General features: G+C 56.3%; 26 protein-coding genes. 12 read left to right on the forward strand and 14 right to left on the reverse strand.

Annotation, left to right across the window (positions count from 1 at the left end):
- Nucleotides 1–259: 259 nt before the first annotated feature.
- On the forward strand, nt 260–985 hold the full coding sequence (locus H6815_03620; protein MCB9859517.1) for a hypothetical protein: 726 nt from the start codon (nt 260–262) through the stop codon (nt 983–985).
- Nucleotides 986–995: 10 nt separating this feature from the next.
- Here the strand turns inward: H6815_03620 and H6815_03625 are convergent, their stop codons facing one another.
- Nucleotides 996–1757, reverse strand: coding sequence for a DUF2071 domain-containing protein (locus tag H6815_03625; GenBank protein ID MCB9859518.1), 762 nt, complete (start codon nt 1755–1757; stop codon nt 996–998).
- A gap of 161 nt (nt 1758–1918) precedes the next feature.
- Between H6815_03625 and H6815_03630 the strand changes: the two genes are divergently transcribed.
- Entirely contained in the window at nt 1919–2173 is a 255-nt protein-coding gene (locus H6815_03630; GenBank protein ID MCB9859519.1) for a hypothetical protein, read from the forward strand.
- Between the two features lies 1 nt (nt 2174).
- Entirely contained in the window at nt 2175–2780 is a 606-nt protein-coding gene (locus tag H6815_03635; protein MCB9859520.1) for a hypothetical protein, read from the forward strand.
- 13 nt (nt 2781–2793) lie between these two features.
- On the opposite strand, the gene H6815_03640 is transcribed toward H6815_03635, so the two are convergent.
- The gene (locus H6815_03640; protein MCB9859521.1) at nt 2794–3168 is read right to left on the reverse strand and encodes a hypothetical protein; all 375 of its coding nucleotides are present in this window, start codon (nt 3166–3168) and stop codon (nt 2794–2796) included.
- A gap of 121 nt (nt 3169–3289) precedes the next feature.
- Here H6815_03640 and H6815_03645 point away from each other — a divergent pair, with 121 nt between their 5' ends.
- The 3 genes from H6815_03645 to H6815_03655 all read left to right on the forward strand — a co-directional run bounded on the left by H6815_03645 (nt 3290) and on the right by H6815_03655 (nt 5908).
- Nucleotides 3290–3595 carry a hypothetical protein gene (locus H6815_03645; protein ID MCB9859522.1) on the forward strand — a complete coding sequence of 102 codons (306 nt, stop codon included), beginning with the start codon at nt 3290–3292 and terminating at the stop codon, nt 3593–3595.
- A 236-nt stretch (nt 3596–3831) separates the two neighbouring features.
- Nucleotides 3832–4728, forward strand: a complete 897-nt coding sequence (locus H6815_03650) for a hypothetical protein (protein MCB9859523.1) — start codon at nt 3832–3834, stop codon at nt 4726–4728.
- Between the two features lie 127 nt (nt 4729–4855).
- Nucleotides 4856–5908: a thioredoxin family protein gene (locus H6815_03655; protein ID MCB9859524.1), complete on the forward strand. Its 1053-nt coding sequence runs from the start codon at nt 4856–4858 to the stop codon at nt 5906–5908.
- Nucleotides 5909–5997: 89 nt separating this feature from the next.
- Here H6815_03655 and H6815_03660 read toward each other — a convergent pair whose 3' ends face one another.
- From H6815_03660 to H6815_03690, 7 genes are all read right to left on the reverse strand, one after another.
- A complete protein-coding gene (locus tag H6815_03660; GenBank protein ID MCB9859525.1) occupies nt 5998–6609 on the reverse strand; it encodes a hypothetical protein in 612 nt (203 codons plus the stop codon).
- 133 nt (nt 6610–6742) lie between these two features.
- Nucleotides 6743–8383 (reverse strand): NADH-quinone oxidoreductase subunit N, encoded by a 1641-nt coding sequence (locus H6815_03665; GenBank protein ID MCB9859526.1) that lies wholly within the window; start codon nt 8381–8383, stop codon nt 6743–6745.
- Complete coding sequence (locus tag H6815_03670) at nt 8380–10068, reverse strand: NADH-quinone oxidoreductase subunit M (protein MCB9859527.1); 1689 nt, start codon at nt 10066–10068, stop codon at nt 8380–8382. Before H6815_03670 ends, H6815_03665 begins: the two co-directional genes overlap by 4 nt.
- A 27-nt stretch (nt 10069–10095) precedes the next feature.
- The gene (nuoL, locus tag H6815_03675; GenBank protein ID MCB9859528.1) at nt 10096–12420 is read right to left on the reverse strand and encodes an NADH-quinone oxidoreductase subunit L; all 2325 of its coding nucleotides are present in this window, start codon (nt 12418–12420) and stop codon (nt 10096–10098) included.
- Between the two features lie 26 nt (nt 12421–12446).
- On the reverse strand, nt 12447–12755 hold the full coding sequence (gene nuoK, locus H6815_03680) for an NADH-quinone oxidoreductase subunit NuoK (GenBank protein ID MCB9859529.1): 309 nt from the start codon (nt 12753–12755) through the stop codon (nt 12447–12449).
- A gap of 41 nt (nt 12756–12796) precedes the next feature.
- Complete coding sequence (locus H6815_03685) at nt 12797–13810, reverse strand: NADH-quinone oxidoreductase subunit J (GenBank protein MCB9859530.1); 1014 nt, start codon at nt 13808–13810, stop codon at nt 12797–12799.
- 162 nt (nt 13811–13972) lie between these two features.
- The gene (locus H6815_03690) at nt 13973–15145 is read right to left on the reverse strand and encodes a hypothetical protein (protein MCB9859531.1); all 1173 of its coding nucleotides are present in this window, start codon (nt 15143–15145) and stop codon (nt 13973–13975) included.
- A 104-nt stretch (nt 15146–15249) separates the two neighbouring features.
- Here H6815_03690 and H6815_03695 point away from each other — a divergent pair, with 104 nt between their 5' ends.
- From H6815_03695 to gatB, 6 genes are all read left to right on the forward strand, one after another.
- Nucleotides 15250–15693 carry a DUF1569 domain-containing protein gene (locus H6815_03695; protein MCB9859532.1) on the forward strand — a complete coding sequence of 148 codons (444 nt, stop codon included), beginning with the start codon at nt 15250–15252 and terminating at the stop codon, nt 15691–15693.
- 60 nt (nt 15694–15753) lie between these two features.
- On the forward strand, nt 15754–16491 hold the full coding sequence (locus H6815_03700; protein MCB9859533.1) for a hypothetical protein: 738 nt from the start codon (nt 15754–15756) through the stop codon (nt 16489–16491).
- A complete protein-coding gene (locus H6815_03705) occupies nt 16472–17206 on the forward strand; it encodes a hypothetical protein (protein ID MCB9859534.1) in 735 nt (244 codons plus the stop codon). Before H6815_03700 ends, H6815_03705 begins: the two co-directional genes overlap by 20 nt.
- Before the next feature lie 33 nt (nt 17207–17239).
- Nucleotides 17240–17521: a hypothetical protein gene (locus H6815_03710; GenBank protein ID MCB9859535.1), complete on the forward strand. Its 282-nt coding sequence runs from the start codon at nt 17240–17242 to the stop codon at nt 17519–17521.
- A 48-nt stretch (nt 17522–17569) separates the two neighbouring features.
- Nucleotides 17570–18037: a ribonuclease E inhibitor RraB gene (locus H6815_03715; GenBank protein MCB9859536.1), complete on the forward strand. Its 468-nt coding sequence runs from the start codon at nt 17570–17572 to the stop codon at nt 18035–18037.
- A gap of 75 nt (nt 18038–18112) precedes the next feature.
- The gene (gatB, locus tag H6815_03720; protein MCB9859537.1) at nt 18113–19690 is read left to right on the forward strand and encodes an Asp-tRNA(Asn)/Glu-tRNA(Gln) amidotransferase subunit GatB; all 1578 of its coding nucleotides are present in this window, start codon (nt 18113–18115) and stop codon (nt 19688–19690) included.
- On the opposite strand, the gene H6815_03725 is transcribed toward gatB, so the two are convergent.
- The 5 genes from H6815_03725 to H6815_03745 all read right to left on the reverse strand — a co-directional run bounded on the left by H6815_03725 (nt 19691) and on the right by H6815_03745 (nt 24093).
- Nucleotides 19691–20923 carry a hypothetical protein gene (locus H6815_03725; GenBank protein ID MCB9859538.1) on the reverse strand — a complete coding sequence of 411 codons (1233 nt, stop codon included), beginning with the start codon at nt 20921–20923 and terminating at the stop codon, nt 19691–19693.
- Nucleotides 20924–21013: 90 nt separating this feature from the next.
- Nucleotides 21014–21757 (reverse strand): hypothetical protein, encoded by a 744-nt coding sequence (locus tag H6815_03730; protein ID MCB9859539.1) that lies wholly within the window; start codon nt 21755–21757, stop codon nt 21014–21016.
- Between the two features lie 15 nt (nt 21758–21772).
- Complete coding sequence (locus H6815_03735) at nt 21773–22489, reverse strand: hypothetical protein (protein ID MCB9859540.1); 717 nt, start codon at nt 22487–22489, stop codon at nt 21773–21775.
- Between the two features lie 15 nt (nt 22490–22504).
- Complete coding sequence (locus H6815_03740) at nt 22505–23275, reverse strand: hypothetical protein (GenBank protein ID MCB9859541.1); 771 nt, start codon at nt 23273–23275, stop codon at nt 22505–22507.
- 77 nt (nt 23276–23352) lie between these two features.
- Nucleotides 23353–24093, reverse strand: a complete 741-nt coding sequence (locus H6815_03745; GenBank protein ID MCB9859542.1) for a type II secretion system protein — start codon at nt 24091–24093, stop codon at nt 23353–23355.
- Nucleotides 24094–24095 lie beyond the last annotated feature (2 nt).

Genomic DNA, 24095 nt, shown 5'->3' on the forward strand with positions numbered 1-24095 from the left:
GTTCGGCGGGCGCAAGCGATGGCGATCGGAATACTCAGCAATAATCTCAAGCACTTCCGATCTTGTGTACGGCTGGGCGCGGTTTGCCGAAAGATGGGAGATGACATCACGCGCGATCGCGACAGCATCACGCTCGCCCGAGAGCACCACGTCGGCTGCGCGGGAAACCACACCGATGCCCAGCGTCTCGCGGAGCATCTTCAGATTCCGTTCAGCCGAACCAAGCACACGGACACGCTCAGCGCCGGGGGGCACTCGAATGCTCAACTCCACCACGCGACGAACACTCCCAAGCCGCACGGATACCGTGCCGCTGTCCAATCCATCCTCGCACGCAACAGAGGAGTTCCCGCTCTGTCAGCGTGCATTTCTTCATCCCGAGTGTAGGAGCAACCCGTCCTCTTCCAAAGCAGGGCAGCACCACATCGGGTCCATCCTCTGCGCATCGGGCCGGCTGGCACTGGTTCTGGTGTTCGCATCGCTGGTCGCAGGATGTGCGTCAAAAACTTCCGATAACTCTCAGTCCGGCTTTGAATCATCCTCAGGAGAACCCGATGTCGCGGCGGAAATGGTCGACATCGATCTGATCAATGCATCCAACCTTCCCGACCCATGGATCAGGCAGCCATACACCGAGCGGATTGTCACAGCAGACTTCAATGATCTCGGATCGGCCATAGGAATCGGCACAAGTAAGGCGGAACTCGCAACACAGGACATCGCAACGCCAACCCCCGATATCGTCCGTGTCGAGTGCCTGAATGTCAGCGATGATCGCGTACATCTTGAGTGCGTCTGGCTCGACGCGCCGCAGAATATCCACGAGCATGATTTTGACGACCCTTCGTTTGGCGACAACGTACGGATTCGGCTTCGCGCACGCACCTTTCCGTTCGCCAATGCACAGCTTGAGACAAAGCTCATTGATGGGGTCGTGCGCAGGCTCTCTCAACTCCATGGCGTACGGGTTGCACCCGTGCGATAGCAGAGATCAGTTATGCTCGTTTGGGTGGTAGATGAATAATGAACTCCACCTCGCGCTGCATGAGCACGCTATGGATCGTGGAAGTGTCGCCATCACGTACCAGTCCGAGCCTGTCGAGCAACGGGAACGACGCGCGCTCGACCGTTCCAACGGTTGGGGTGAGTCTGTCGTGCCAGATTGAGTATGTGCCAAGCCTGCCATCGCGCCGCGTGAAGTACCCCTTCATCGGATGCGTCAGCACGCGGAATCCGGTCTCAAAGTCATCGAAACCCTCGAACACACAAGCATCCTGCGTGACAACTGTGCCGGTGTCTTTCAATGTGACATCAGCTGGTGCCCATGTGCTCTCGGTTTTCATGGCATAGCGCGAGAATCGGTGGTGTGGTTCGTCGTATGCGCAGTCAAAGACAATGCGCCCGCGATGCCAGGGAAGTTTCCAACGGTGCTTAGGGACCGCGTTGTAGATGGTACCGAGTGTCGTGCCGAAGAACCACACCACGTGCTCGCCAGTCTGTGTGTCTGTGACATACGCGCGGTAGTTTGTTTGGCCGAACGTCCACGTCTTCCACGGGAAGCACGCAAACCTGAAGTCTGTATCAAGGAACGGCACAACCGAGACAAGCCCGCGCTCGCTGCCATCATCAAGCGTGATGCGATCGACCGTGAATCGCGGATGGATGTGCGACTGAAGCACATCCGGATCGACCGCATACGTGATGATCGCAAAGTGCGCGAGCATCGTTCTGACATCAACACCCCGCGGCACGGGCATTGGTGGAACCGACCATGAGGCTGATGTCTCTGATATGCTCATACCGTTGCAGTCTCTGAAACCAGAAAGCACCTGAAATGCGGGAATATGCTCCGCATTGCCAGTTGATTTGCTGTATTATACAGAGCACCTGATTGCATCTGTCTGTATGAGACTCGAACATGGCATCAACCAAGACAAGTCGGCACCCCGGCGTCTTCACCGGTCGAATCAGATGGTGGGAATGGCTGATCATCGCGGGCAGTGTTATCTATTTTTATGTTGTTCTATCAGTGCTGCTGGCTCAGGTGCCAATGGTCATGCCCGTCTTCGTTGGCACCATTGCCGGCAGCTTCTGGGGCATTTTCATCGTGTTCACAGTCAGAGTGGTTGTAAAAATAAGCTCCAGTCTGTCAAAGCATGTGGACAAGATCTAGGGTGACGATAATCAGCAAATCAAAGTGGATTCTCAGGCTCGTCAAACTTCGATTGGTCAGGCTTTTTCTCATTGTTGCTGTGATCGGGTTTTATCTGGGCACGAGGCCCTGGTACCTCGGCGGCTTCGCAAAGCCCCCGATATTCTCGACAATCACCGATCCGCGACCGGGTGCAACCGGCACCCTCGAAGTGCTGGTTTGGGAACAGCACGTGCGTTCTCTTTGGCCAATCCATTCTCACGCAAGCGTAACTATCACAGAGCACGTCCCACCCGGCACATACCAAAGTATTGAAGACGAGACTGTGATCCGTCAGATACTGGAATCTGCTCAGAACCCGACGTATCGATACTTTGCCCGCGAATCAAACAGATCTCGCATTCTCTGGAAAGGCTTTCTCCTCTCAGGAATAACAAGCGCACTTATCGCTGTAGCGATTCTGCTGTGCATCGTGCTCATTGTGAACTCTGTACTGCAATGCGACGTAGAGATTTTTGGCACCTGTCACAAGTGTGGATATTCGCTCCGAGGACTTCGAGATCCGATCTGTCCGGAATGCGGCGCTGCGATCAAGTTAGCGTCACAACGCCATTCGGCAGAGCTGTGACTGCCCAGGAGTGTTACCCCGGTCTCACCCAGTTGGTGTCGGGGTCCTTTTCCATCATGCCAGCACACTGGATGATGCACTGCTCGCAGATCGCTGCAGGGCTGAGCTGCGCCTGCGCAAGATCTGGTGCGCCCGGCGCGTCGTGGTCATAGTCTGCCCGCTGCCAGTACTGAGACTCGCGATGCTGGAGACACAACGTGCAGGCTGTGATCTCCTCGTGCGCGATACCAGCGCGCTGGATGACAACCTCGCGGCAGGCGTCGGTCAGACACTCCATACAGATGAGTGAGCCCTTGTGCCCCTCGACCATGGGCAGCTCTTCGCGCCAGCCACGCAGACAGAAATCGCATCGGAAGAAATCGTTGCCTGTGGAGGTTTCATCGTGCATCTGGGAAAACTCTTGGATTTGGGCGCAGGAGTGCGGGTCTTTCCTGTATACTCCGTGTCAGCAGTTGTAATGCAAGTGTAGCTGAATGCACATGCTCGTGAAACAGACTCGTGGGTGGATCATGCGTTGGAACAACCGACCATCGGAATGGGGCGCGCCTCCGAAAGATCCTGGCGAGCGGGCTCGCTGGGAGACCGAGCGGTTCATCAACTGGGCGCTTGCGAACAACGTGCAGCTTCCACGGATCCCCACGTGTCCGGTGTCTGAGGGCGGGTTTGCCTCACTCCACACCGATGAGGGGCAGCAGCGGGCTGCGATGTGGTGGGAATCTACGCTCGATGCAGTTGAGCGTGATCCAGACGATCTGAGTGAGGTCGAGTTTGACGATCCAGATCTGCCCAATGACCGGTTCAAGGGGCCGCTCTAATTCACGCCGAACAATGCGAGTGCCACTTTGGACACGCAATCTGTACCTTGCGCCACGAATGTGTTTCCGGGCGTAAAACCCTCGTTTCGTCCTGAAAACCACTGGATCAATCTGGTGATGAGGCCGATACACACGCAACACCGGCACGAATCTGGCGCAGTTTTCACGCATTCCTGCCGGGATGGGTTCTAAAGTCTGCTCCACAGAGCAATGAACGACTTGCGGAGATCCGGCACATGGCTGACGAGCAGACATCGACGAAGCAGACAACCTGGCTGACCAGTCGATTCAAGATCAAGACAGGCCTGTTCGTGATTGCACTGGCACTGCTCGGCGTGCTTGGCTGGTATGACGCGTCAATCAAGTATCCCGCTCGCGGGCAGGACTCTGCCAGCTATCTACTCCGTGAGTATCTCGAAAAGGCGAATCAGCACGGGTACATGCTTCGCACGTCCGTTGCAGATCCTGCTGGAGAACTCGACTCTCTGAAACCTCGGCGAGGCGAACTCATTAAGGCAGCAGAATCCGAGGGTGTCGCGGGAGCTCAAGCGCAGTTTGATCTTGCCAAAATGAACTGGCTTGAAGCACTGTCATATATCAACAAGCTCGACGCTGCAAACACCACGTTCGACAATCCACACGGGTTGCGTGATGAGCTCAACGACGTCTGGGGGAAAGCGAGTGCCAAAGTCCCCAAACCGCTCAAGGCCTATGACATTCCAGTGCAGTGGATCATCATGGGTGTTGGTGCGGTCGGCGCATTGCTTCTGCTGCTCAACGCGATCATCATCGGGATGAAGAAGTACCACTGGGATCCGGAAACAAAGACACTGACCATCCCGGGCGGCGCGAGTTTCACACCGTCTGATCTTGCTGACGTCGACAAACGCAAGTGGGACAAGTTCCTCGTCTTCTGCAGTATCAAGAAATCACATCCGCAGCTTGGTGGCAAAGAGATCAAGTTCGACGTCTATCGGTACGAGCCACTGGAAGCATGGATCCTTGAGATGGAAGCCGAAGCATTCCCTGATCGGGTTGAGGAGCAGAAGGGCGAGGAAGCCGCCGAACTTACTCAAGCCGTTGAGGAGAACGCCAACGAGCCCTCTCATGCAGAAGCCGCTGCTGAGGGCTGATTCTGCCTCCAATTGGGTGTTCATTCGAGCGTGAAACTGAAAATTGGTTGCGATTTCTGGTGATTTCCGGTACGCTGGATACTTGCCGCGTGCGCCCGCACCGGCAGATATTCAACGGAGGCTCACCATGGCATCGAACGAAGAATCACGCAAATCCAGCCCTCGAGGCATCTCATTTCTCACGACCCGGGCAGTTGTCGCACTGATCGTCGCAGCCGGGACATCGCTCGGCATGTGCGGCGTTGCAACTGCGCAGGAATCGGGCGACAAGGCACATGCAGTTGTTGAAGAGAAACCACCGCTCTACGACGAGAACGCCGACGCGAAGCAGCAGATCGCAGCAGCCGTCGCGCGCGCAAAGAAGGAGAACAAGCGCGTGCTTATCCAGTGGGGTGGGAACTGGTGCCACTGGTGTACAAAGCTGCACAACACGATGACGACTGATCGTGATATCAAGAGAACTATCCTGTATGAGTACGAGGTTGTGCATATCGATGCAGGACGTCAGACCGAGGACGAGCCGAATGGAAAGAACATGGCGTTCGCAAAGTCGCTCGGCGCAGAGATCAATGGATTCCCGTACCTGACGATTCTCGACAGCGATGGGAAGCCCATGACACAGCAGGAGACCGGCTCGCTTGAGGTCATCGACGAGAACGGCAAGAACCTGCAGAAGCACGACGCTAAGAAGGTGAACGAGTTTCTGGTTGCGAACAAAGCAACGCCACTCTACGCAAACGCGGTGCTGGACGAGGGCGTCCTCAAAGCTCGAAATGAGAACAAACTGGTGTTCATGCATCTCGGCGCACCGTGGTGCACATGGTGCCATCGACTCGAAGACTGGATGGCCCAGCCGGAGGTGAAGAAAGTCATGGACAAACAGTTTGTCGATGTGAAGATCGATGTCGACCGCATGACTGGCGGCAAGGAACTGGCGGCCGAGCGATTCCCCGGCTCACAGCAGCAGGGCATCCCGTGGTTCGCATTCGTTAATGGTGATGGCGCCGAAGTCTCCAACAGCCTGATCGATGGCAAGACCAATGTCGGATTCCCCGTTCAGGACGAGGAAGTTGCTCATTTCGAGACCATGCTCCGTGAGAAGGCAACCAAGCTGACAGATGCAGAGAAAGACTTCCTGATGAATTCACTCCGCAAAGCCGGCACGCCGTTCAGACGCTAAAGCTCTGCAGAACCGCAAGCAGGTTATTGCCGTGGCAGGATGCACTTGTGTGTTCTGCCACGGTTTTTTCTGGTTTCAGATTGAATGTTTCAGGCGTTGGAAGCAGCAAGTTCGGTGGCAATGGATTTCAGCCACGTGCTGCACTGATCCACACGATCCTGTAGATCGAACATCAGACAGTCCGCGAGCGCGCCGTAGTCTTCTTCGCTGATCGTGCGCGCAAGCTCGCGCAGATCATTCCCAAGGCCAGCAAGCGTCTGCACGATGGAGTCGTCGATGGATGTCGTGGATGCGCCGAAGTGATTGGCTGCAAACGAGATCAGTTTCTCGATCTGCTGCCACGTCGTCACAATGTGTCTCAGCCCGAGGATTGCGTCGTGCGTGTTGCCCGCAGCAATCTGGTTCGCACCTTTCGTGTGTGCCTCCTTCAGTGATTCAAGTTCGGTGAGCCCAGCCTGGATTGCATCAAAGAGAATGGCGCGCGTTGAACCCGTCGTCAGCGTCAGTGTGCCGCTGATCGCGGACTCGTCCGGCTCGGTCAGCTGCGCAGATGAAAGCTGCATTCCGTCGAGTGTGGCGCTGGTGATGATCTGATCGGAATCAGAAAACGACCCCGTGACCAGTTCGAGCGCCTGCGCGAGTGAGGTCGCGGTCTGCGAAAACGGGGAGCCGTCAAGAACGATCGAGAGTAAGCCTGTCATGCGTCTGGTATCGGTTCGATCCGCAGGACATAGCTGGGCTGGGGACATAATGCGCAAGTTGTGCGCGATGTTTGTAAAGAAAAAGCCCATGGATTGCAACCGATGGGCTTGGAAGTTCGCACTGGTTGTTCTATTAGCGCCCGATGTCGAACTGACCCATGGGGTCGGTATGCACGCTCAGCACATCCACCATCTCCTGAATCAACTCGCTGTCGTCAACTGCGACGCTCTCGGATGTTGATACGGCCGACTCGAAGGCGTTCGCGCTGCCCTGCATGAGTGTGCCACCAAAGACTGCCAACACGATGATGCCGAGGAGCGAGCCCATCGCTGCGATGTGGCGTGACTCAAACGGCGCGGGAACAACGGGCTCGCGCCGATCGTCTGGATTCTCCAGCCATGCGATGCGCGCCAGACGCAGGTAGTAGTATGCTGCGATCGCGCTGTTCAAACCGAGCACGATAACCAATGGCAGATGACCAGACGAGATGCCGGAAGTGAACAATGGCAACTTCGCGAAGAACCCAAGCGCCGGTGGCATCCCCAGTAGCGAGAGCGCACTGACAACGAACGCGATCCCAACCCACGGATGCGTTCTGCATATGCCGCGGATATCAGAAAGATCGTCTGCTTCAGTAACATGATCGCCCTTGCGGCGCTCAAGACACGCGACCGCAGCGAACGCGCCGACATTGGTGATGCCGTACGCAACGAGATAGAACAGCACCGCTGCGAGCCCGTTCTTCGCGAATGAGCCGTCGCCAGGACCTGCAATGATGCCGACGAGCATGTAGCCGGAGTGCGCAACGGACGAATACGCAAGGATGCGTTTGACGGAGTGCTGCCACAGTGCCAGCACGTTACCGAGGGTCATGGTGAGCATCGCGATGACGGTCAGCATCATCACAATGGGCTCGGGCAGGGAGTTGCCACTTGCACCGTGTGTCCAGCCGACGGCGACCATCAGCTGCGCAATGGCAAAGAAACCGGCAGCCTTTGGCACGAACGCAAGGAACGCGCTGACGGGTGCAGCTGCGCCCTGATACACGTCCGGCGTGTAGAAGTGCATGGGGAACGCAGCGATCTTAAAGCACAATCCCACGAGTGAAATCAGCAGGCCCGCGAGCAGGATGGGATTGAGCGCATCGCCCTGCAACCGGATCGCGTCAGTGATGCCAACGAGATTCGTCGTGCCCGTGCCGCCGTAGATCATGGCGAACCCGTACAGGAACGTCGCAGCGCCGAGTGCACCGAGGAAGAAGTACTTGACCGCAGCTTCCTGTGATTTGTGCGCACCGTTGCGCCCAACACCAGAGACCGCGACCATGATGTACGAGGGCAGGCTGGTGAGCTCAAGCGCGAGAAACAACCAGACGAGGTCGCGGGCGCTCGTGCACAGCATCAGACCAGTGATCGAGAACATAAAGAACGCGTAGTACTCTGCGCGGTTCGTGCGGATCGCATCGAACGGTCGCACGCCCTTTGCGATGTCGCGCTCTTCGAATCGATCGACCGCCCCCTCCTGCAACAGAAGCAACAGCATGGCGATGCCCGCGATGGCAGCCTTCGCAAACGGCATCAGTTCGGGAAGCAGCACAACGCCACGGACCGGTGTTGTCAGCGCAACAAACCCAGAAACAGCAAGCCCGAGCGCGCACACCGGCATGACCATGTTGCGCCACGCGAGATTCTTACTCAGGCCGAGCACCATCACGACGCACGTCACGCCGAAGAGAACGATCTCGGGCAGGATGTTGTTGACCCAGTCGATCACGAGGCGTGCTCCTCTTCAGTGGATGGGTCAGAAGATGGTGCTTGTGTGTGTGTTGTCGGCGGCGTCACCGCGTGCTCATCGTGCGGGACTGCGTTCTGATGCAATGCGCGTCCCTGCTCAACCATGCGGATGGTCTCGTCAACCGGGCCTCGGATCGCGTCGAGCATCGGCTTTGGATACAGACCAACAACCAGGCACAGCAAGCCGAGTGGGATCAGCACGCCGATCTCGCGACGGGACAGATCCGTCGGAAGCACACTCTCGTGCTCATCGTCGTGATGATGATGCGAATCGGGCTCAACCAATGGGCCCCACACAACCTTGCCCAGCATAATGAGCAGGTACATCGCAGCGACGATCATGCCCGTGCCCGCGATTGCAGCGTATCCCCAGCCGAGCGTGTTGCCAGCGCCACCGAGGGAGCCAGCCCACGCCTTATCCGCCTGGAACGTGCCCATCAGGCACATGATCTCAGACACAAACCCGTTGAGCCCGGGCAAGCCAACCGAAGCCATCGTGAAGAACACCATGAACGCGCCCCAGATAGGCATCTTCTTGTAGAGGCCCCCCACCTCGCGCATGGAGCGCGTGTGGTACCGCTCGTACATCATGCCGATCAGCAGGAACAGCGCGCCCGTTGACAGACCGTGGTTGATCATGTACAGGACCGACCCAGCGATCCCGGTGTGGTTGAGTGCGAGCAAGCCCAGCACGCAGAACCCGAGGTGAGCAACCGACGAGTATGCGACGAGTTTCTTTACATCGGTCTGCACCCAGCAGATCAGGCCCGCGTAGACAATGCCGATGATCGCGCACACCGCAAGTAATGGCGCGTACTCTGCCAGCGCAGCTGGCGCAATCGGGAGCGCGAAACGGTACAAACCGTACGTGCCGAGTTTCAGCAGCACACCCGCGAGGATGACAGAACCCGCGGTCGGCGCTTCCGTGTGTGCAAGGGGCAGCCACGTGTGGAACGGGAAAATCGGCACCTTCACGCCGAATCCGAGGATCAGCGCAGCGAGCACGAATGTCTGCTCGCCCAACGACATATAACGTGCTGATTCAAGGAGTGGTGCGATGGACGTTGTCCAGCGGCCCATGCCCTCAACAGCGCCTGCGGATTGTGTTGCGTTGAAGTACACCACGTACACAAGTCCAGCGAGCGCGATGATCGAGCCCGTGAACGTGTACAGGAAGAACTTGGTTGCAGCGCGTGCGCGATTTGTCGAGCCATAGAGCGAGATCAGCACGTACATCGGGATGAGCGTGAACTCGAACGCGATGTAGAACAGCACCAGATCGCGAGCTGAAAACACACAGATCATCGCGGACTGGAGCACAAGCAGCCACGAGTAGTACGTCTTGACACGTTCTGTGATCGCAGTGTATGAAGCAACAACGCAAATCGGCCCAAGCAGCAGCGTCAATGCGATCAGCAGCATCGCCACAGAATCAACACCCATGCGCAGCGAGAGACCAAGCTGAGGCATCCATTCGATCGCGGACTCGAACTGGTACGAATCGCCGACCCAACTGAACATGAAGAGTGCTGCAAGGCCGAGCCCAGCGGGTATGAGCATGCCCCAGAGCGCGATCGACTTTGCCCGCGCTGCGGGCGCCATCGCGACCATCATCGCAAAGGCGAGCGGCAGAAGGACCAGAAGTGGAAGGATGAACTGTGACATGCAGTCTCTTGTGTTTCCTTGCGCTACTTACATCAGGAACGCGTATCCGAGAATCGCGATCAGCAGAATACCAATACCAAGCGCCATCGACATGGCGTATCCATGCAATACACCCGACTGCGACGGACGAACCATCGCGCCGATCCAGCGCGGGATTGCGCCGAGCAGATCGACCAAGCCGTCAACAACGAGCTTGTCGAAGTAACCGAACAACGTTGAAATAACCCAGAGCGGGCGGCGGATGAGGAAGTGGTAGAACTCATCCACGTACCACTTGTGCTGCGCCCAAAACGGGATCGGCCCGAGCATGGGGAGCAGTTTGTCTGCTGGGAGATTTGCTTCGCCGAGCTTGCGATTGCGCGAGTAGTGCAGCAGGAATGCGATCAGGATGCCCATCGCGCCGATGCCGCCTGAAACGTAGTACATCGCCTCATGCGGGTTGTACCCAAGGAACGTGCCGCCCTCTGCGTGTGTTGCGTGGGCGGTCTCATCATGGGATGGTGCTGTGTGCGCGTCTTCGGCATGGCTGGTGCCTGCATTTGTCTCGTGATGCGCGTAGGGTGACTCATAGTGGGCTGACGATTCCTCGACCATGTTCACGGTCCAGCCGTGGTCGTACCCGAACACGCCCTTCATCATGAGCGGGATCGCAGCGAGCGAGCTGACCATCAGCACCACGAGCACGGTGTTGATCGCCCAGCCCGGCGCGTGCGGATGAAACCCGTGGCTATGGTCGTCATGACCGTGGTTGTCGTGCGCGTGATCGTCACCATGGTCATGTGCGTGATCGTCGCTGTGGTCATCGTGATGCTCATCGCCCGGCTCGTAATACACCGGACCAACGAACACGCGGAAGAACACGCGGAACGTGTAGTACGCGGTTAACCCAGCGGTGATCAGCAGCAGCCAGCCGACGTACGCGAACCCGGGCGTCACGAACGACTCGGCAATGATCATGTCCTTCGAGAAGAACCCGGCTGTGAACGGGAACCCGGCAAGGTTGATACAGCCGACGAACATCGCGACGGACACAATCAGCCAGCCCTTGACCTTCCAAAGACCGGAAAGCTTGCGCAGATCAAGCTGGCCCGCGAACCCGTGCATCACCGCACCGCAGCAGAGGAAGAGCGTTGCTTTGAACAGCGCGTGTGTGAACACGTGCGATGCAGCGCCGACCGACGACAAAACGCCAAGGCCCGCGAACATGTACCCGAGCTGGGAACACGTGGAATACGCCATAATGCGTTTGATGTCGAACTGCGCCATGCCGATAGTCGCGGAGAGCAAGGCAGTAATGGTGCCGATCCACGCGACGATGGGCAGTGCCCACGGCGAGAGCACGAAGATGGTGTACATGCGTGCGATCAGAAACACACCAGCGGTAACCATGGTCGCTGCGTGGATGAGCGCGGAGACAGGCGTCGGGCCTTCCATCGCGTCGGGCAGCCAGACGTAGAGTGGGAACTGCGCACTCTTGCCGAACGCGCCGATCATCAAGAGCAATGGGATGATCTGAATACGGATCGGGATCTGGTCAAAATGCCCGGCTTTTGCGTGCTCAATGTACGGTGCAGCCATCTCGAACAGCTCTGCATACCGCACCGACCCGAACTGCACAAACGTGAGCATGATGCCCAGTGCAAGCCCGAGATCGCCGATGCGATTCACAATGAACGCCTTCTTCGCGGCGGCAACAGCGGCGGGCTTCGTGTAGAAGTACCCGATGAGCAGGTACGAGCAGAGGCCTACGCCTTCCCACCCCAGGTAGAGCAGGACGAGGTTGTCCGCCATCACGAGGCAGGACATCGACAGCACAAACAGGCTGAACGCGAAGAAGAATCGCGAGTATCCCTTGCCGACATCGTGGCTCATGTACTCGCTCGCGTAGAGCGCGATGAGCGTGGCGAGCCCCGTGACGAACAGCATCCACAGGCACGTCAGCTTGTCGACATAGATACCAATATCAGCAACGAACGATCCGGGTCTCGGTTGTTGCCACTGGAAGTTGATCCAGTCGAAGATGTGGATGCTTACGCCGTCCATCTGCCCGACGTTGCGATACATCATCACCGCGCAGATGAACGAGAAGGCGAGCGAACCGACCGTCACAAACGCGGGTAGCTTTGTCTTTACTTTGAAGATCGCACAGAATGTTGTCAGCAGCACAGCGATAATCGGGCCGAGCAGCAGGAGCGCTGGCCAGATCGCTGCACCCGTCGGCGCGACGGACTCGACGTGCGTCAGCACCATCTCGGTTGTTGTGTGCGCTGCGGGCGCATGCGAGGGATCGCCAGCGTGCTGCTGGAACATGCCGGACAGGCTCGACATCAGATGTGCGATCGTTGTCAGCACCAATCAGGTCTCCACACAATCCACACTTACCCGCGAAGTTCGGACCACTTGTCCGCACTCAATGACTCGTGCCTGCGGAACAACAGCACCACGAGCGCGAGCGCCATCGCAGCTTCGGCAGCTGCCACTGTCAGCACGAACACCACAAACGACTGCCCGGACGCTTCGAGATGGAATCTTGAGAACGCAACCAGCGCGATGTTTGCACCAAGGAACATCAGCTCCGTACACAGGAACATGATGATGAGGTTCCGACGCGTCAGGAACCCAACCACACCAAGAGAGAACATAACCGCGGACACCAGCAGGTAGTGAGCCAGCGTGATGTTGCCCATCAGTTCAGGAGCGGCAAACTGGGACAGCGTAAGAGAGTGGTTCATGCACCACCCTCCCCACCTACCGGTGCGAGCGCAGGATCGACCAGCGACAGACGGCGCGCCTGCTCCATCTTGTCCTCCTCGTCCTCCTGCACCTTACGACGCGCAAGCACAACAGACGCGAGCATTGCCATCAGCAGGATCACACCCGCGATCTCAATCGATCCCGGATGATCCTCAAGCAGATTGAACCCGACATCCTCGACGTTGTACAGTTGTAAGTCAACGGGCCAGTCCATCGCGACGCGCTCGTCACCGTTCGTGAGAACAACGCGACGGGTATCGGGAACGATCTCGGTTACTGCATATCCGTCACGCATCAGCTCGAACGGCGCCCTGCCATCGAGTTCCTCGCGCGGGAGCAGATCAGCATTCAGCGCGTGCTCAATCCTGCCGGGCATGCGTGCGATCTCACGATTCTGCTCTGCATGGATTGTGTACAGATCCTCGCCAGCCGCACGATCAATCGATCGCACACCAGCGAACAGCACCGTTGTCAGCACAGCCATCAGTACAAAACCGATCGCCGACGCGATGAGGGGCTCGCGTGCTTCAAGGTCGTAATCCGCGAGCGCATCGATCTGATCGTCTGTCGGTGCCTGCGTGGCGAGCATAATGACGAACAGATAGGTGATCAGAATCGCGCCAGCATAGATGATGATGACCGCAACAGCCATGAACTCGGCGGACAGAATCAGGAACAGCCCGGACGATGCAAGGATCGTGAGAACAAAGTACAGCGCAGCGTAGACAGGGCGTGGGTGTGTGATCATGCGCAACGCGCTGCCAACCGCGATCATCGAGAACAGGTAGAAGAACAGATTCGGCATTGAGCCTTCGGCATCGAGCGATTTGAGCGTGAGCAGCAAGACAAGCAGACCGATCGCGGTCGCGACGATCATGCCGCCAATCACCTGCGGGTTCGGCCCCTTGCGAGGGAGCGCAACGCAGATACCAGCCGCGCCAAGCGCAAGCAAGCTGTACAGAAGAAAAGGGTTGACCAGAAGGTCCAATGCAGCCCGCCGATCTGAAAGGGAAGTGAACCCTGCACGACACAACCCCACGCGCGATGCGCAGGGGGCTGAGGGTAGAGTACGCAGCCCCGTTCTTCCACCAGAAACAGCGCGAGGATCGGGTTTGCACTGTCAGTTCTGGAGCAATGAACCCAGGTGTGGTCAGGCTTTGCGGATCATCCGCTCACGCAGGGATCGGTCCACAGCATCGGCAGCGTCATCGAGCCAGCGACGGGCATCCGTGACATACCCAGCGGTGGGTTTGAGTTCGGGCATCTTGGCCTGCCAGTAGGTATTGAATCGAATCATCGCAAGCTCGCGAACATACTTCGCGATCATTGATGCCAGCGCGATCGGCATGTGGACTGTCTCTGACTCTGTCTGGAACGAGATCTTCGTCTCAGGAAACGGAGATGTGGAAATCTCGTCCCGCAGTACGAGCGAATACCGGCTCATCTCGGGGGATTCGACGAGCATCCGTGCAGAAAACCCGGGAAGGATGCGCTCAATCGCCTGCGTGTACGACTGCCTGCCGCCCAATCGATCGCACACAACCCGGATGTGGGCCGGATTGGGGATCGTTACTAGCGATTCCTGATCGCCATCAGGCAGAAGGAGTGAGCGGAGGATCCGACCGATCGCAGCAAGTGTGGTGTGCGCCTTTGAGCCTGTTTGGCCGGGTTTCGGCTGAATGATCCGGTTGAACTCGATCTCGTTAATGATCTCGCATCGGCACCCGAGCAGGGACACCCCCGCCTTTGCCATCGCTGATCTGATGACCGAGGAATCCAGCCGAAGCTGGCTCTCGTCGTTGGCAAGCGGCAGGTCCAATGGCGGCAGTGTGTACCAGGGCAGGGAACCGCGATTCTCATCAGAAACAAGAGGCGCTGTCGAATCAGGATTCTGGAGTCTCCCTAAATCAGGAGCGTGAGGCATCTTGCCCCACGCATGTGCAGTGCCGCTCAACTCCCCGGGGGGCAGGATGCCCCCCGCTCCTGACGAAAGTACATCCAACAAATTGTTATCGGTCGATATTTTTCCGCCCAGCATTGCCAGCACGCCCCGTTCCAGATGGGTGAGCGGATGCGTCTTTGTGCCTGTGCCCTTCAGCTTCTTGGAATCGGCGATCGCAATCCGATCGCCAGCCTCTTTGCGCGATCGCGCGACCGCTTTCCCGAGCAACTGCCAGAGGTCCGGCGCAGGATCACCCGACTTCCAGTCCGCGATGTGCCAGACAGAGCACCCAACGCACAATGGCCCGAGCATGGGACCGAACCCCGCCTCATCAATCCCGATCATCACAAGACCGGATGGATTGGAGAGAGAACTTCTCATATCTAGAGACTAGGCAGATCCCGCGAATCTGTTTGGCAGTTGTCATCGAATCCGTTTCCGGTCACATTCACCGCTTGCGCTTTCTCGCACGAGATTTACACACGATGGCACTCAGATTCAAGAATCTTCGACATCTACGAGACTATGTCGCTTTATCGAACCCGGAAGCGGCTCGAACAACTGGCGTATGGACAACTGGTCAAATTTTCTATCATCTTTCTGCCGCAATAGAAGCTTCGTGTGATGCTGCACCACAAGCGACCACATCAAGCGTTTCGATGAAACAAAGAATGATGCAGTTTGCAGCGCTGAACATTGGGCTGCCCAAGGGCCGAGCGATCCCATCCGAAGTCAAGCACCTCATGACACCGCCAGCGAATCCAGATGTTCTCGAACAGCAGAAACGATTGCTCGATGCTATTGATCGGTTTGCAGCACAACCGGACATGTTCCCGGTTCATCCGGTATTCGGTCCACTCTCGCGAGCGGGCTGGACAAAGTTCCATCTGAGACACTGCGAGTTGCATCTTAGACATCTCTCCGTGTGAACACGCACGCCACTTTCATTGCTATGCTCAGTGTGTCTTCGCACGGAGAGGAGCTGCGTATTGGCATCAGACAAACAACTCTTACAAACTTACGGGGCATTCCGCAAGGAATGGCTGTCGTGGAATCCGAGCCGAATCGACGCTGCGCTCGAGACCGAACTCCCGTGCTCAAACAGAAAATGCAAGCAGTTGTTCAAAGCGATCGACGGTCTGTACCTTGATAAGCTCGGCATGCGCTGTCCGCATTGCGACAAGGCGGTGCATGTCTACGGCGATATGCGCTGGAACAACAGGCACATGGTGTGCAAGAGTTGCTCACGCGAAGCGCCGACGGCGTTCGCCGAGTTCAAACGGACCATCGGCATGCTGCTCGTCCGCCAGACGGGCGAGATTGCAGGGTTCATGTGCAAGGACTGCATCTCGCATCACTTCAAATCAGCAACAGGCAAGACACTGCTCTTCGGGTGGTTCAGCATCACATCGCTGGTGCTGACACCCGTGTTTGTAATATCGAACATCGCAAGCTATCTTGGTGCGCGCAAGGTCAAGCCCGTGCCACCGGGCGCACCGCGCTTCACGTTCAACGACGCTGTGATGGCACACTCGCTCGAGCACGGCGAAGAGATCATGCGGATGCTCTCAAACAACACGCCGCCGGAGCAGGTCGCGCAGCACATCGCAGGAAAATCGAACCTCACGCCCGCGCAGGTAATGACGTGCACAGAGAAGATGATCCAGGCGTATGTGCAGGACAAGCACGGGGAGCGGCTGCGGGACTTTGCCCAGCGCACCCAGTGAACATCTGACTCACGCGATCCGTACACCTGCAATGGAGCAGAAGAAAACAGGCCACGCCAAGCACCATCGGAAGCTGAAGTGGTTTCTTGCGATTTGCGCCGTCTGCGGCATCTCCATCGCGTTGCTCGTCTACCTCAAATGGTTCCATATCACTGAGCACGTTGAAACAGCATCACCCGACAACATGCGGAGAATGTTTGCACAGCTCGAAGAAATATGCGGCACAGGCGACTGGTCGGAACTGACCTGCGACAGCGTTGAGATCGCATTGTTCATGGAAGGATTAAGCAGCATTCTTTTTTCGGAAACTCTTGCGCTTCGTATCAATGGCGTTACAGTTGACCCGATTGCGCTCGGTGCAACCCAAGTTACTGATATAGACATGTTTGAGTATTCTGAACCTTTGTTCAACAACTTCATTCAACATGCATTTGCACCTGATTGGATTCACACACCGTGGACACAGCGGGATGGAACCATGGCCTGGCATGTTCCTATCAAGCCTGTATCGGATAAATACCGCGGCATGCTCTTTGTCCATCCAGTTGCAAGAAAGATCATCGTGCTCATTATCAGCGAACCTTCTGTCCCTCAACCCGATCTCGTGCGAGGAGCACTCAGAAACACAACGTATAAAAGCACCATGCCAGCTCCAACAGTGGGCAGTGACTTCTGTGATTGGGGTCGTGCACGCATTGATGTGGAAGCACCCTGACGAACGAATGACGGATTCCTATACTCCCTGCCTATGACCACACCATCCACATCCGCTGCCCAGTCCCGCCCCGTGCCCGAGGGGTTCGGCGTCGGCGCGCGCGTCCGCGTCACCCAGCAGATCCCGTTCGGCACAGGCGTCCGCATCACCAGCGTCGAGGGCGAGATTGTCGAGCTCGGCCAGCAGAAGACCGGGTCGTGGTTCGCCCACTCGAAGGACGGCAAGCTGTGGCTCGAACGCATCGTGCTCCGCAAGCCCGACGGCGAGATCGTCTACTGCAATCTCGACCATTATTCCAGCATTGAGATGGTGTAACTTCGATCCAGCCGGCTGCTTCGCATCTCATTGCAGTGGGAGTTGCATATGCCTCCGCGCGTTATTCTCATTGTCCTTGCAGCACTTGTCGTCACAGCGTGTATCGCTGCGATTGTTTGGTCGCAACGCAGTAAACAGAATCCCCCAAGTTCCGATCTGGACAGCTTGTCTGATCTTGAGATATCCCGTCTTGCGCGGGACATGGCGGTTGTCGAGGAGTTGATAAAAGAAGGAGATCTTCTAAAACAACCTCGCGAGGTGGAACACTGGCTTCTGTTTGATTCAGAGCACAACCGAGACTCCTGCATGGCTGTTGTTCAAGCAATGGGCTATCAGTGTGAGGTCCTGACTCCTGATGAAGAACTGCCCGAGTTGATTGGATTCAGTGCAACACATGTGAGCGCAGTTGATGTTGATACGATACACAAGTCGAGCTGGGAGCTCGTTCAAGTTGCACAGAAGCACAATGGCGAGTACGACGGCTGGGAAACGTTCGTCATTCGTCCAGATCCATGAAGAACCAGAACCACGACTTTCAAGTCGCTGAACAATATCGGTTGTGGTGAAACCATCTCCTCCATACCATCCCGCATGACCACTGCTACTGCTCCCGCGATCAAATCTGTCCAGCTCAAGGTCGGGCTTGAGGTCCACGTCGAGCTTGCCACATTGTCCAAGATGTTCTCGCGCGCAAAGTCGCCCGCCCATCCGGATGCTGGCGACCCCGAGCCGAACTCGCTGATCGATCCCGTCGTGCTCGGACTCCCCGGCGCGCTCCCCGTGATGAACAAAGCAGCGGTCGAGATGTCCATGAAGGTCGGGCTGGCGCTGAACTGCTCCATCGCGAACTTCACCAAGTGGGACCGCAAGAGCTACTTCTACCCCGATCTTCCCAAAGCGTATCAAATCTCGCAGTACGACCTGCCATTGTGCTTCGACGGCGCGGTTGATCTGCCTGCGATGGATGAGAACGGGTTCCTGATCGGGACGGACGAGACGAGCTTCCAAAGGATCGGGATCATCCGCGCACATCTGGAAGAAGACGCGGGCAAGCTGCTGCACGAAGCGCCAGGTGGGCATGCGATCGACGGATCGATTGTCGATCTCAACCGAGCAGGCACGCCATTGCTCGAGATCGTGACGCAGCCGGATTTTTCTGATGCTGATTCGGTCGTCGCATTCGCGCGCATGCTTCGGAACATCTGCCGGTTCCTGCAGGTAACCGAGGGCGTGATGCAGCGCGGGCACATGCGCTTCGAGCCGAACATCAACACGATCATCACGCTCGACGACGGGACGGTTGTGAAAACCCCAATCGTCGAGATCAAGAACCTCAACTCGTTCCGCGCGCTCAAACGCTCGATCGAGTTCGAGTTCGAGGATCAGCCGAAACGCTGGCGTGAAGACGGGCGCGTCATGGGCGCGGGCATGAAACAGACGCGCGGCTGGGACGATGTGAACAACCGCACCACCATTCAGCGTGAGAAGGAAGACGCGCACGACTACCGGTACTTCCCCGATCCAGACCTGCCGCCGGTGGTTATCGACGACGCGTGGATCACGCGCGTGCGCGAATCACTGCCCGAGCTCCCCGTGTCGCGCGTGCGCAGATACGTCGAGCACTTCGGGTTCGCTGTCAAGGAAGCGTCAGCACTCGCCGACGACCCCGAAACAAACCAGTTCTTTGAGCAAACAATCGAGGAGATTGTCAGCCTCGGCATCGACGCGACGCGCGCGGGCAAGCAGGCGGGCAACTTTGTGCTCCAGTCGGGCTTGAAGCGCGCAAACGAGCAGCAGTGCCCGGTCGAGAAGCTCGGCATCTCACCGACACAGATCGCAGGCATCGTCAAACTCCGCGAGGACGGGAGCATCAGCTCGAACAGCGCCGACGAACTCTTCGGCGTGCTGTGCGACCCCGCGAACGCGGGCGCTGATCCTGAGACACTCGCGACCGAGCACACCATGCTCATCGTGCGCGACGAGGGCGCGATGCTCGGCTGGTGCCAGCAGGTGATCGATGAGAACGCGCCGATCGTCGAGCAGATCAAGAGTGGCAAGGTTGCAGCTGTCGGCAGACTCGTCGGCAATGTTATGAAACTCTCGGGCGGGTCGGCCGACGCGAAAGCGGTGCGCGAAAAACTGCTCGAGATGATGGGCGTGAAAGAATAACTACTTATTGCGGCTCATTAACATCTCCCATAACGGAGGAACTGGCCCTTGATCATCCTTCACTAGTCCATCGGACGCCGACCTAAACAGTGCAGCCAGAACCATATCCAACGATGCTTCGCTAGGCAGCTGTTTTCTACGCAGTAGCGACAGATACGTCATCATGATCACGATTCGCTCCGCAGCGTCGGCAGCAAGATGTTGATTACTGACCATATTTCGATAGATAATGCGAAGCACCCAAAAATCAATCGCCAGCAGAGCTGCGAACACCACCGTTTTCGTAATGGGCGGGGCAACAGAACCGGTTGCAGTTAACCCAAGCCATCGGTACGCAAACTCTTCGACTGGAATTAGCAATAAGATTGATCCAACCACAATAAGCAGAGCTGATACAAGTAGTGTTATCACAAAACCGATTGCAAACTTTTTCGCTAAATCAGCATGAAACTTCTGCCGAGTGCGCCAATAAGACGTGGGCGACCGAAGGGCAAGTTCTTCATTATATGTTTTTCGAATATTGTCAAGATCCCTTCTCCCTCTTTCCAGAAGTTCGTCTCGGTCAATAGCTGCGCTAGACTTAAATGAAGCTATCCAACTTGCTGTGTCCTTTGCCCTTTTATCTAGTTTCAGACCCAACTTTGATGTCTGTTCAACAACTTCTACGTAATCTCTTTTAGCGTTGCCTATCCAAGACTCAAAGTTCTCCTTTGCTTCATTCGCTTGCTTAGCGATCAGTGAACTATCGGAACGATTCATTGATTCGTGATCAAGATCGCCAGATTCCATCATGGCAATTACAACACCAAGAATTGATTCGTTCTCATGTTTCCCTTGCCAGTTGAGCTTCGCAAGATAGGACCAATATGCTGCGGCAGTGATGAAAGAATATCTCTCTTTCAGATCGATTAGCTTGTTAATCGACGGCGTGTCACCAACACCAAACAACGAGAACAATGTGGAACATCTGTGCTTAAAATTGTTAATAAGCTGTACAGCTTTTGAGTTGTCAAAATTTTTTCTATCTAGCTGGTTGATTTCGGTCGTTATTGCTGACCATTGGCCAGACAGTGATCTCCTTTTGCCTTCATCAATCGCGTTAATAATCGGCTGAATTTGACTCCATTGTCGCGCTGCCCAATCACGGGCTTGCTCATAGCTGTCAAATGAAATAAATACGTCTCCATTGCGAGCGAACTCTATTCTTTGACTTGCCCAATTATCATTCGCCATATATTCATACCTTTGTAGCATCTCGATTTACGTGCTGCACCTGCTTCATACATCGACCATGTTATGCAAGCGATAACTTTGTCTATGCTCTTACTCGCCGCACTCCGGGCACAGCGCATCATCGGCAAGTCCCGAACGGTCGTACCCGCACACCACGCACAATCCCTGCTTTCTTCGCTGGCGGCGATTCCCCCAGCCGGGTGACAAAGGGATCAGATAGAAAATGCCGCCATACAACATTGCATCAACGATCATGCCGTCCCAGCGAATCCGTGTTGGAAGATCAACGGGCTTGCTCATCCATGGCAGTGTTGTTCTCCATGTATTGAACGAGTACTTCATCTCGGGCACACCGCTGTTAGAGATGGAGGACATCGCAAGCGCTGGCAATGGAAACCCGACAGCAGCATCATGCGCGGCGCGATACGTCCATGTTGTGCCCCTGCTCGTGTAGAGATACCCGCCGTCGCGATCGAACCGTGTCATCCATCGCTGCGACTGGACCGACACGACAGGCAGCCTTCCAGCGTGCATGCCAACGTTGTAGTAGAAGTTCACAACGAATCTGCCAACGTTTGGCGTTTCGAGATCGCCAACAAGTTCTGCACGATACGAAGCCTTCTTTGTGTGCGTCCATGAATCCCACACATACATGACCATCCATACACCGTCACGACGCTGAAACGCCTTGACAGACGTGTACTTTTGATTGGCTGGCATTTCGAGTCCCTGTGAGGGGCTATACACCTCAGCAGTCCATGAAACAAGCACCGTCGTCATCACTCCAAGCACAAGGCACACGATCGCGCGAACTGGCTTGATGCGAGGTTTCATTCCACACCAAGTATATCAGATTCTGCCGCACTCCGGACAGGCGTGGTTGTCACCAAGGCCAGCGCGATCATAACAGCAGTACACACATCGTCCACGCCGACGTCGATTCCATCGCACAAACTTCTCTGGTGCGAGCGACAGCAGATACTCCATCACCCCAAAGAAGATTGTGTCAAAGACAAATCCGCCGGTCACTATTCTCGTCGGGAACATCACATCGATATTGAAATGGGTCCACCGAAAACGAACTGCGCTCACCGATTCCACACCGATGTATGCAGTCTTGGAGTACCGCACCTTCATCTCAAGAGCTTGAAGCGGCATCCCGATTCGATCGGTCGCAGCAGAAAAGAACATTTGGGCGTCATCAGGCGTGGTGAGGAGAAATGTGTCGGCAGATGTCACTGGAACAATCGGGAACTCACTCCCGGATCGGTTCAACTCGGCAACAGTAAAGAACTCCCATGCTGCTGAATCAGGAGGAACGGGGCGTGATATCGGCCACGCCCAAAAACTCCTGCGTGTCGTTCGATACCATAAATCCCACGAATATCTGCCAATCCATCTTCCCTCTTTCAGCATGTACGCATCACGCTGCACACCCGCTACAGTCTCTGGAAAGATGCGATTGAACGGTTGGACATACGCAACTATCCATGCAACAAGCACTGTTGTCATCGCACCGAGCACAAGACACACGATTGCACGAACTGGGCGGATTCGAAGTTTCATTCCGCACCAAGTGTATCAGATTCTGCCGCACTCCGGACACAATGCATTCGGTTTGGTGCCCGATCTGTCGTAACCACAAACCACACACCGGCTTTGTTTTCTGCGATAATGATGTCGAACAACACCCGGCAAACACAAGAGGATGTAGTACACCACGCTGGAGCACAGCGAGTCAACGGTAAATCCAATCGGGAGTATTGCGATCGGAAGATGGTGCTGCGTCTTTGTGCGTGGATCGGTCATTGTCAAACGACCGCGTGTCACCGTATCGAGCTGTGGACGCCAGTCCAGGAATCCTGCGTCAGCCCGTTCCGGCGTCGCCTCCCCCTCCCACATCGCACGCATGGGAAACCCATATCGTCTTGCATCACCGCGCCGATACCAGTTTGGACTTCGATTCAACAATGTCCACACGATCGATGGCTCTCTCCTCGGTGATGGTTTGGGTATCACACCGTTTGCACCAGGACCTCTGATCCGGTTCTTCAGATCGATCATCTCGTCATTCGGCGCTGGATCACGATATAACTCACCGGGATGGATAGACATGAACGAAAACCCGAAGCGCTCATACATCATCACAAGATGCCAGCGTTCATCACCATCCGGGCTAAGTTGCACCGCGTACACGTCATACCACTGGTTTGTTTCCCGTCCCGTTTCATATATCCAGCTATCCGGAACAGGATGTGGTGTTATCGCGATCCCCCACGCTACCAGCACGGTTGTGATCGCACCGAGCACAACGCACACGATTGCGCGAACTGGCCTGATGTGGAGTCGCATGACGATGATTGTATAACAAAGCAGCAACAGCAGCGATCGCTGGGCGCAGCTGTATCTACTGGAAAGTAGGTCTTTGGTTAGTGGCCAAGCTTTGGATGGATGAGGTACTGGCGAGTCTCACCGCGCGAGAACTTCAGGAACTGCACAGAGCCATCAACAAACGCAACGTTCGCGCCGTTTGGCTCCTTGTGCCACGACGCGTCGAAAGCGGCCTCGCGCTCCGTTAGTCCGCGCGTTGCGTAGTACCACTCGGCATCGCCTACAAGCACAAGCTTGGTTGTTGGCACGGAAACCTCTGACATGCGCATCGGCTGGTCGTTGTGCGACCCGGAAGGGCTGCCGTTCATAAGTTCAGGATTTGCACGATAGCTGTTGCCAAAGTAGGAGAAGCACGAGCGATCGCCGATCGGAAACGAAGTCTGCCCTGTCACTCTGTCGCGACTGATGAGACCGTTATCACACGGGCAATGGAACAGCTCGCAGAGCGTTGTGCTGTCATCGTCCTTGCCTTCGTGGGTTGCGTTGATGTAGGTGTTCAGCGGTCGATCGACTGCGAGTCTTGGCTTGCCGTCATTCCCTGCAAAGCTGGCGCCGCCGTAGTGCCAGTCCGGGAGTGCGTTTCGCGTTGGAAAGACCTTGTTCTCGTTGAGATATTGCTGCCACGCAAGACCAATGTTCTTGAGATTCGACGCACACACAGTGATACGTGCACCGTCACGTGCCAGCACAAACAATGGCATGAGAATGCCGATCAGCAACGAAATGATGACCAGACAGATCATCAGTTCCAACAGCGTGAAGGCACGTCGGGTTTGCATAG

It is taken from the genome of Phycisphaeraceae bacterium (assembly GCA_020639155.1).
Taxonomy (GTDB): Bacteria; Planctomycetota; Phycisphaerae; order Phycisphaerales; family UBA1924; genus JACKHF01.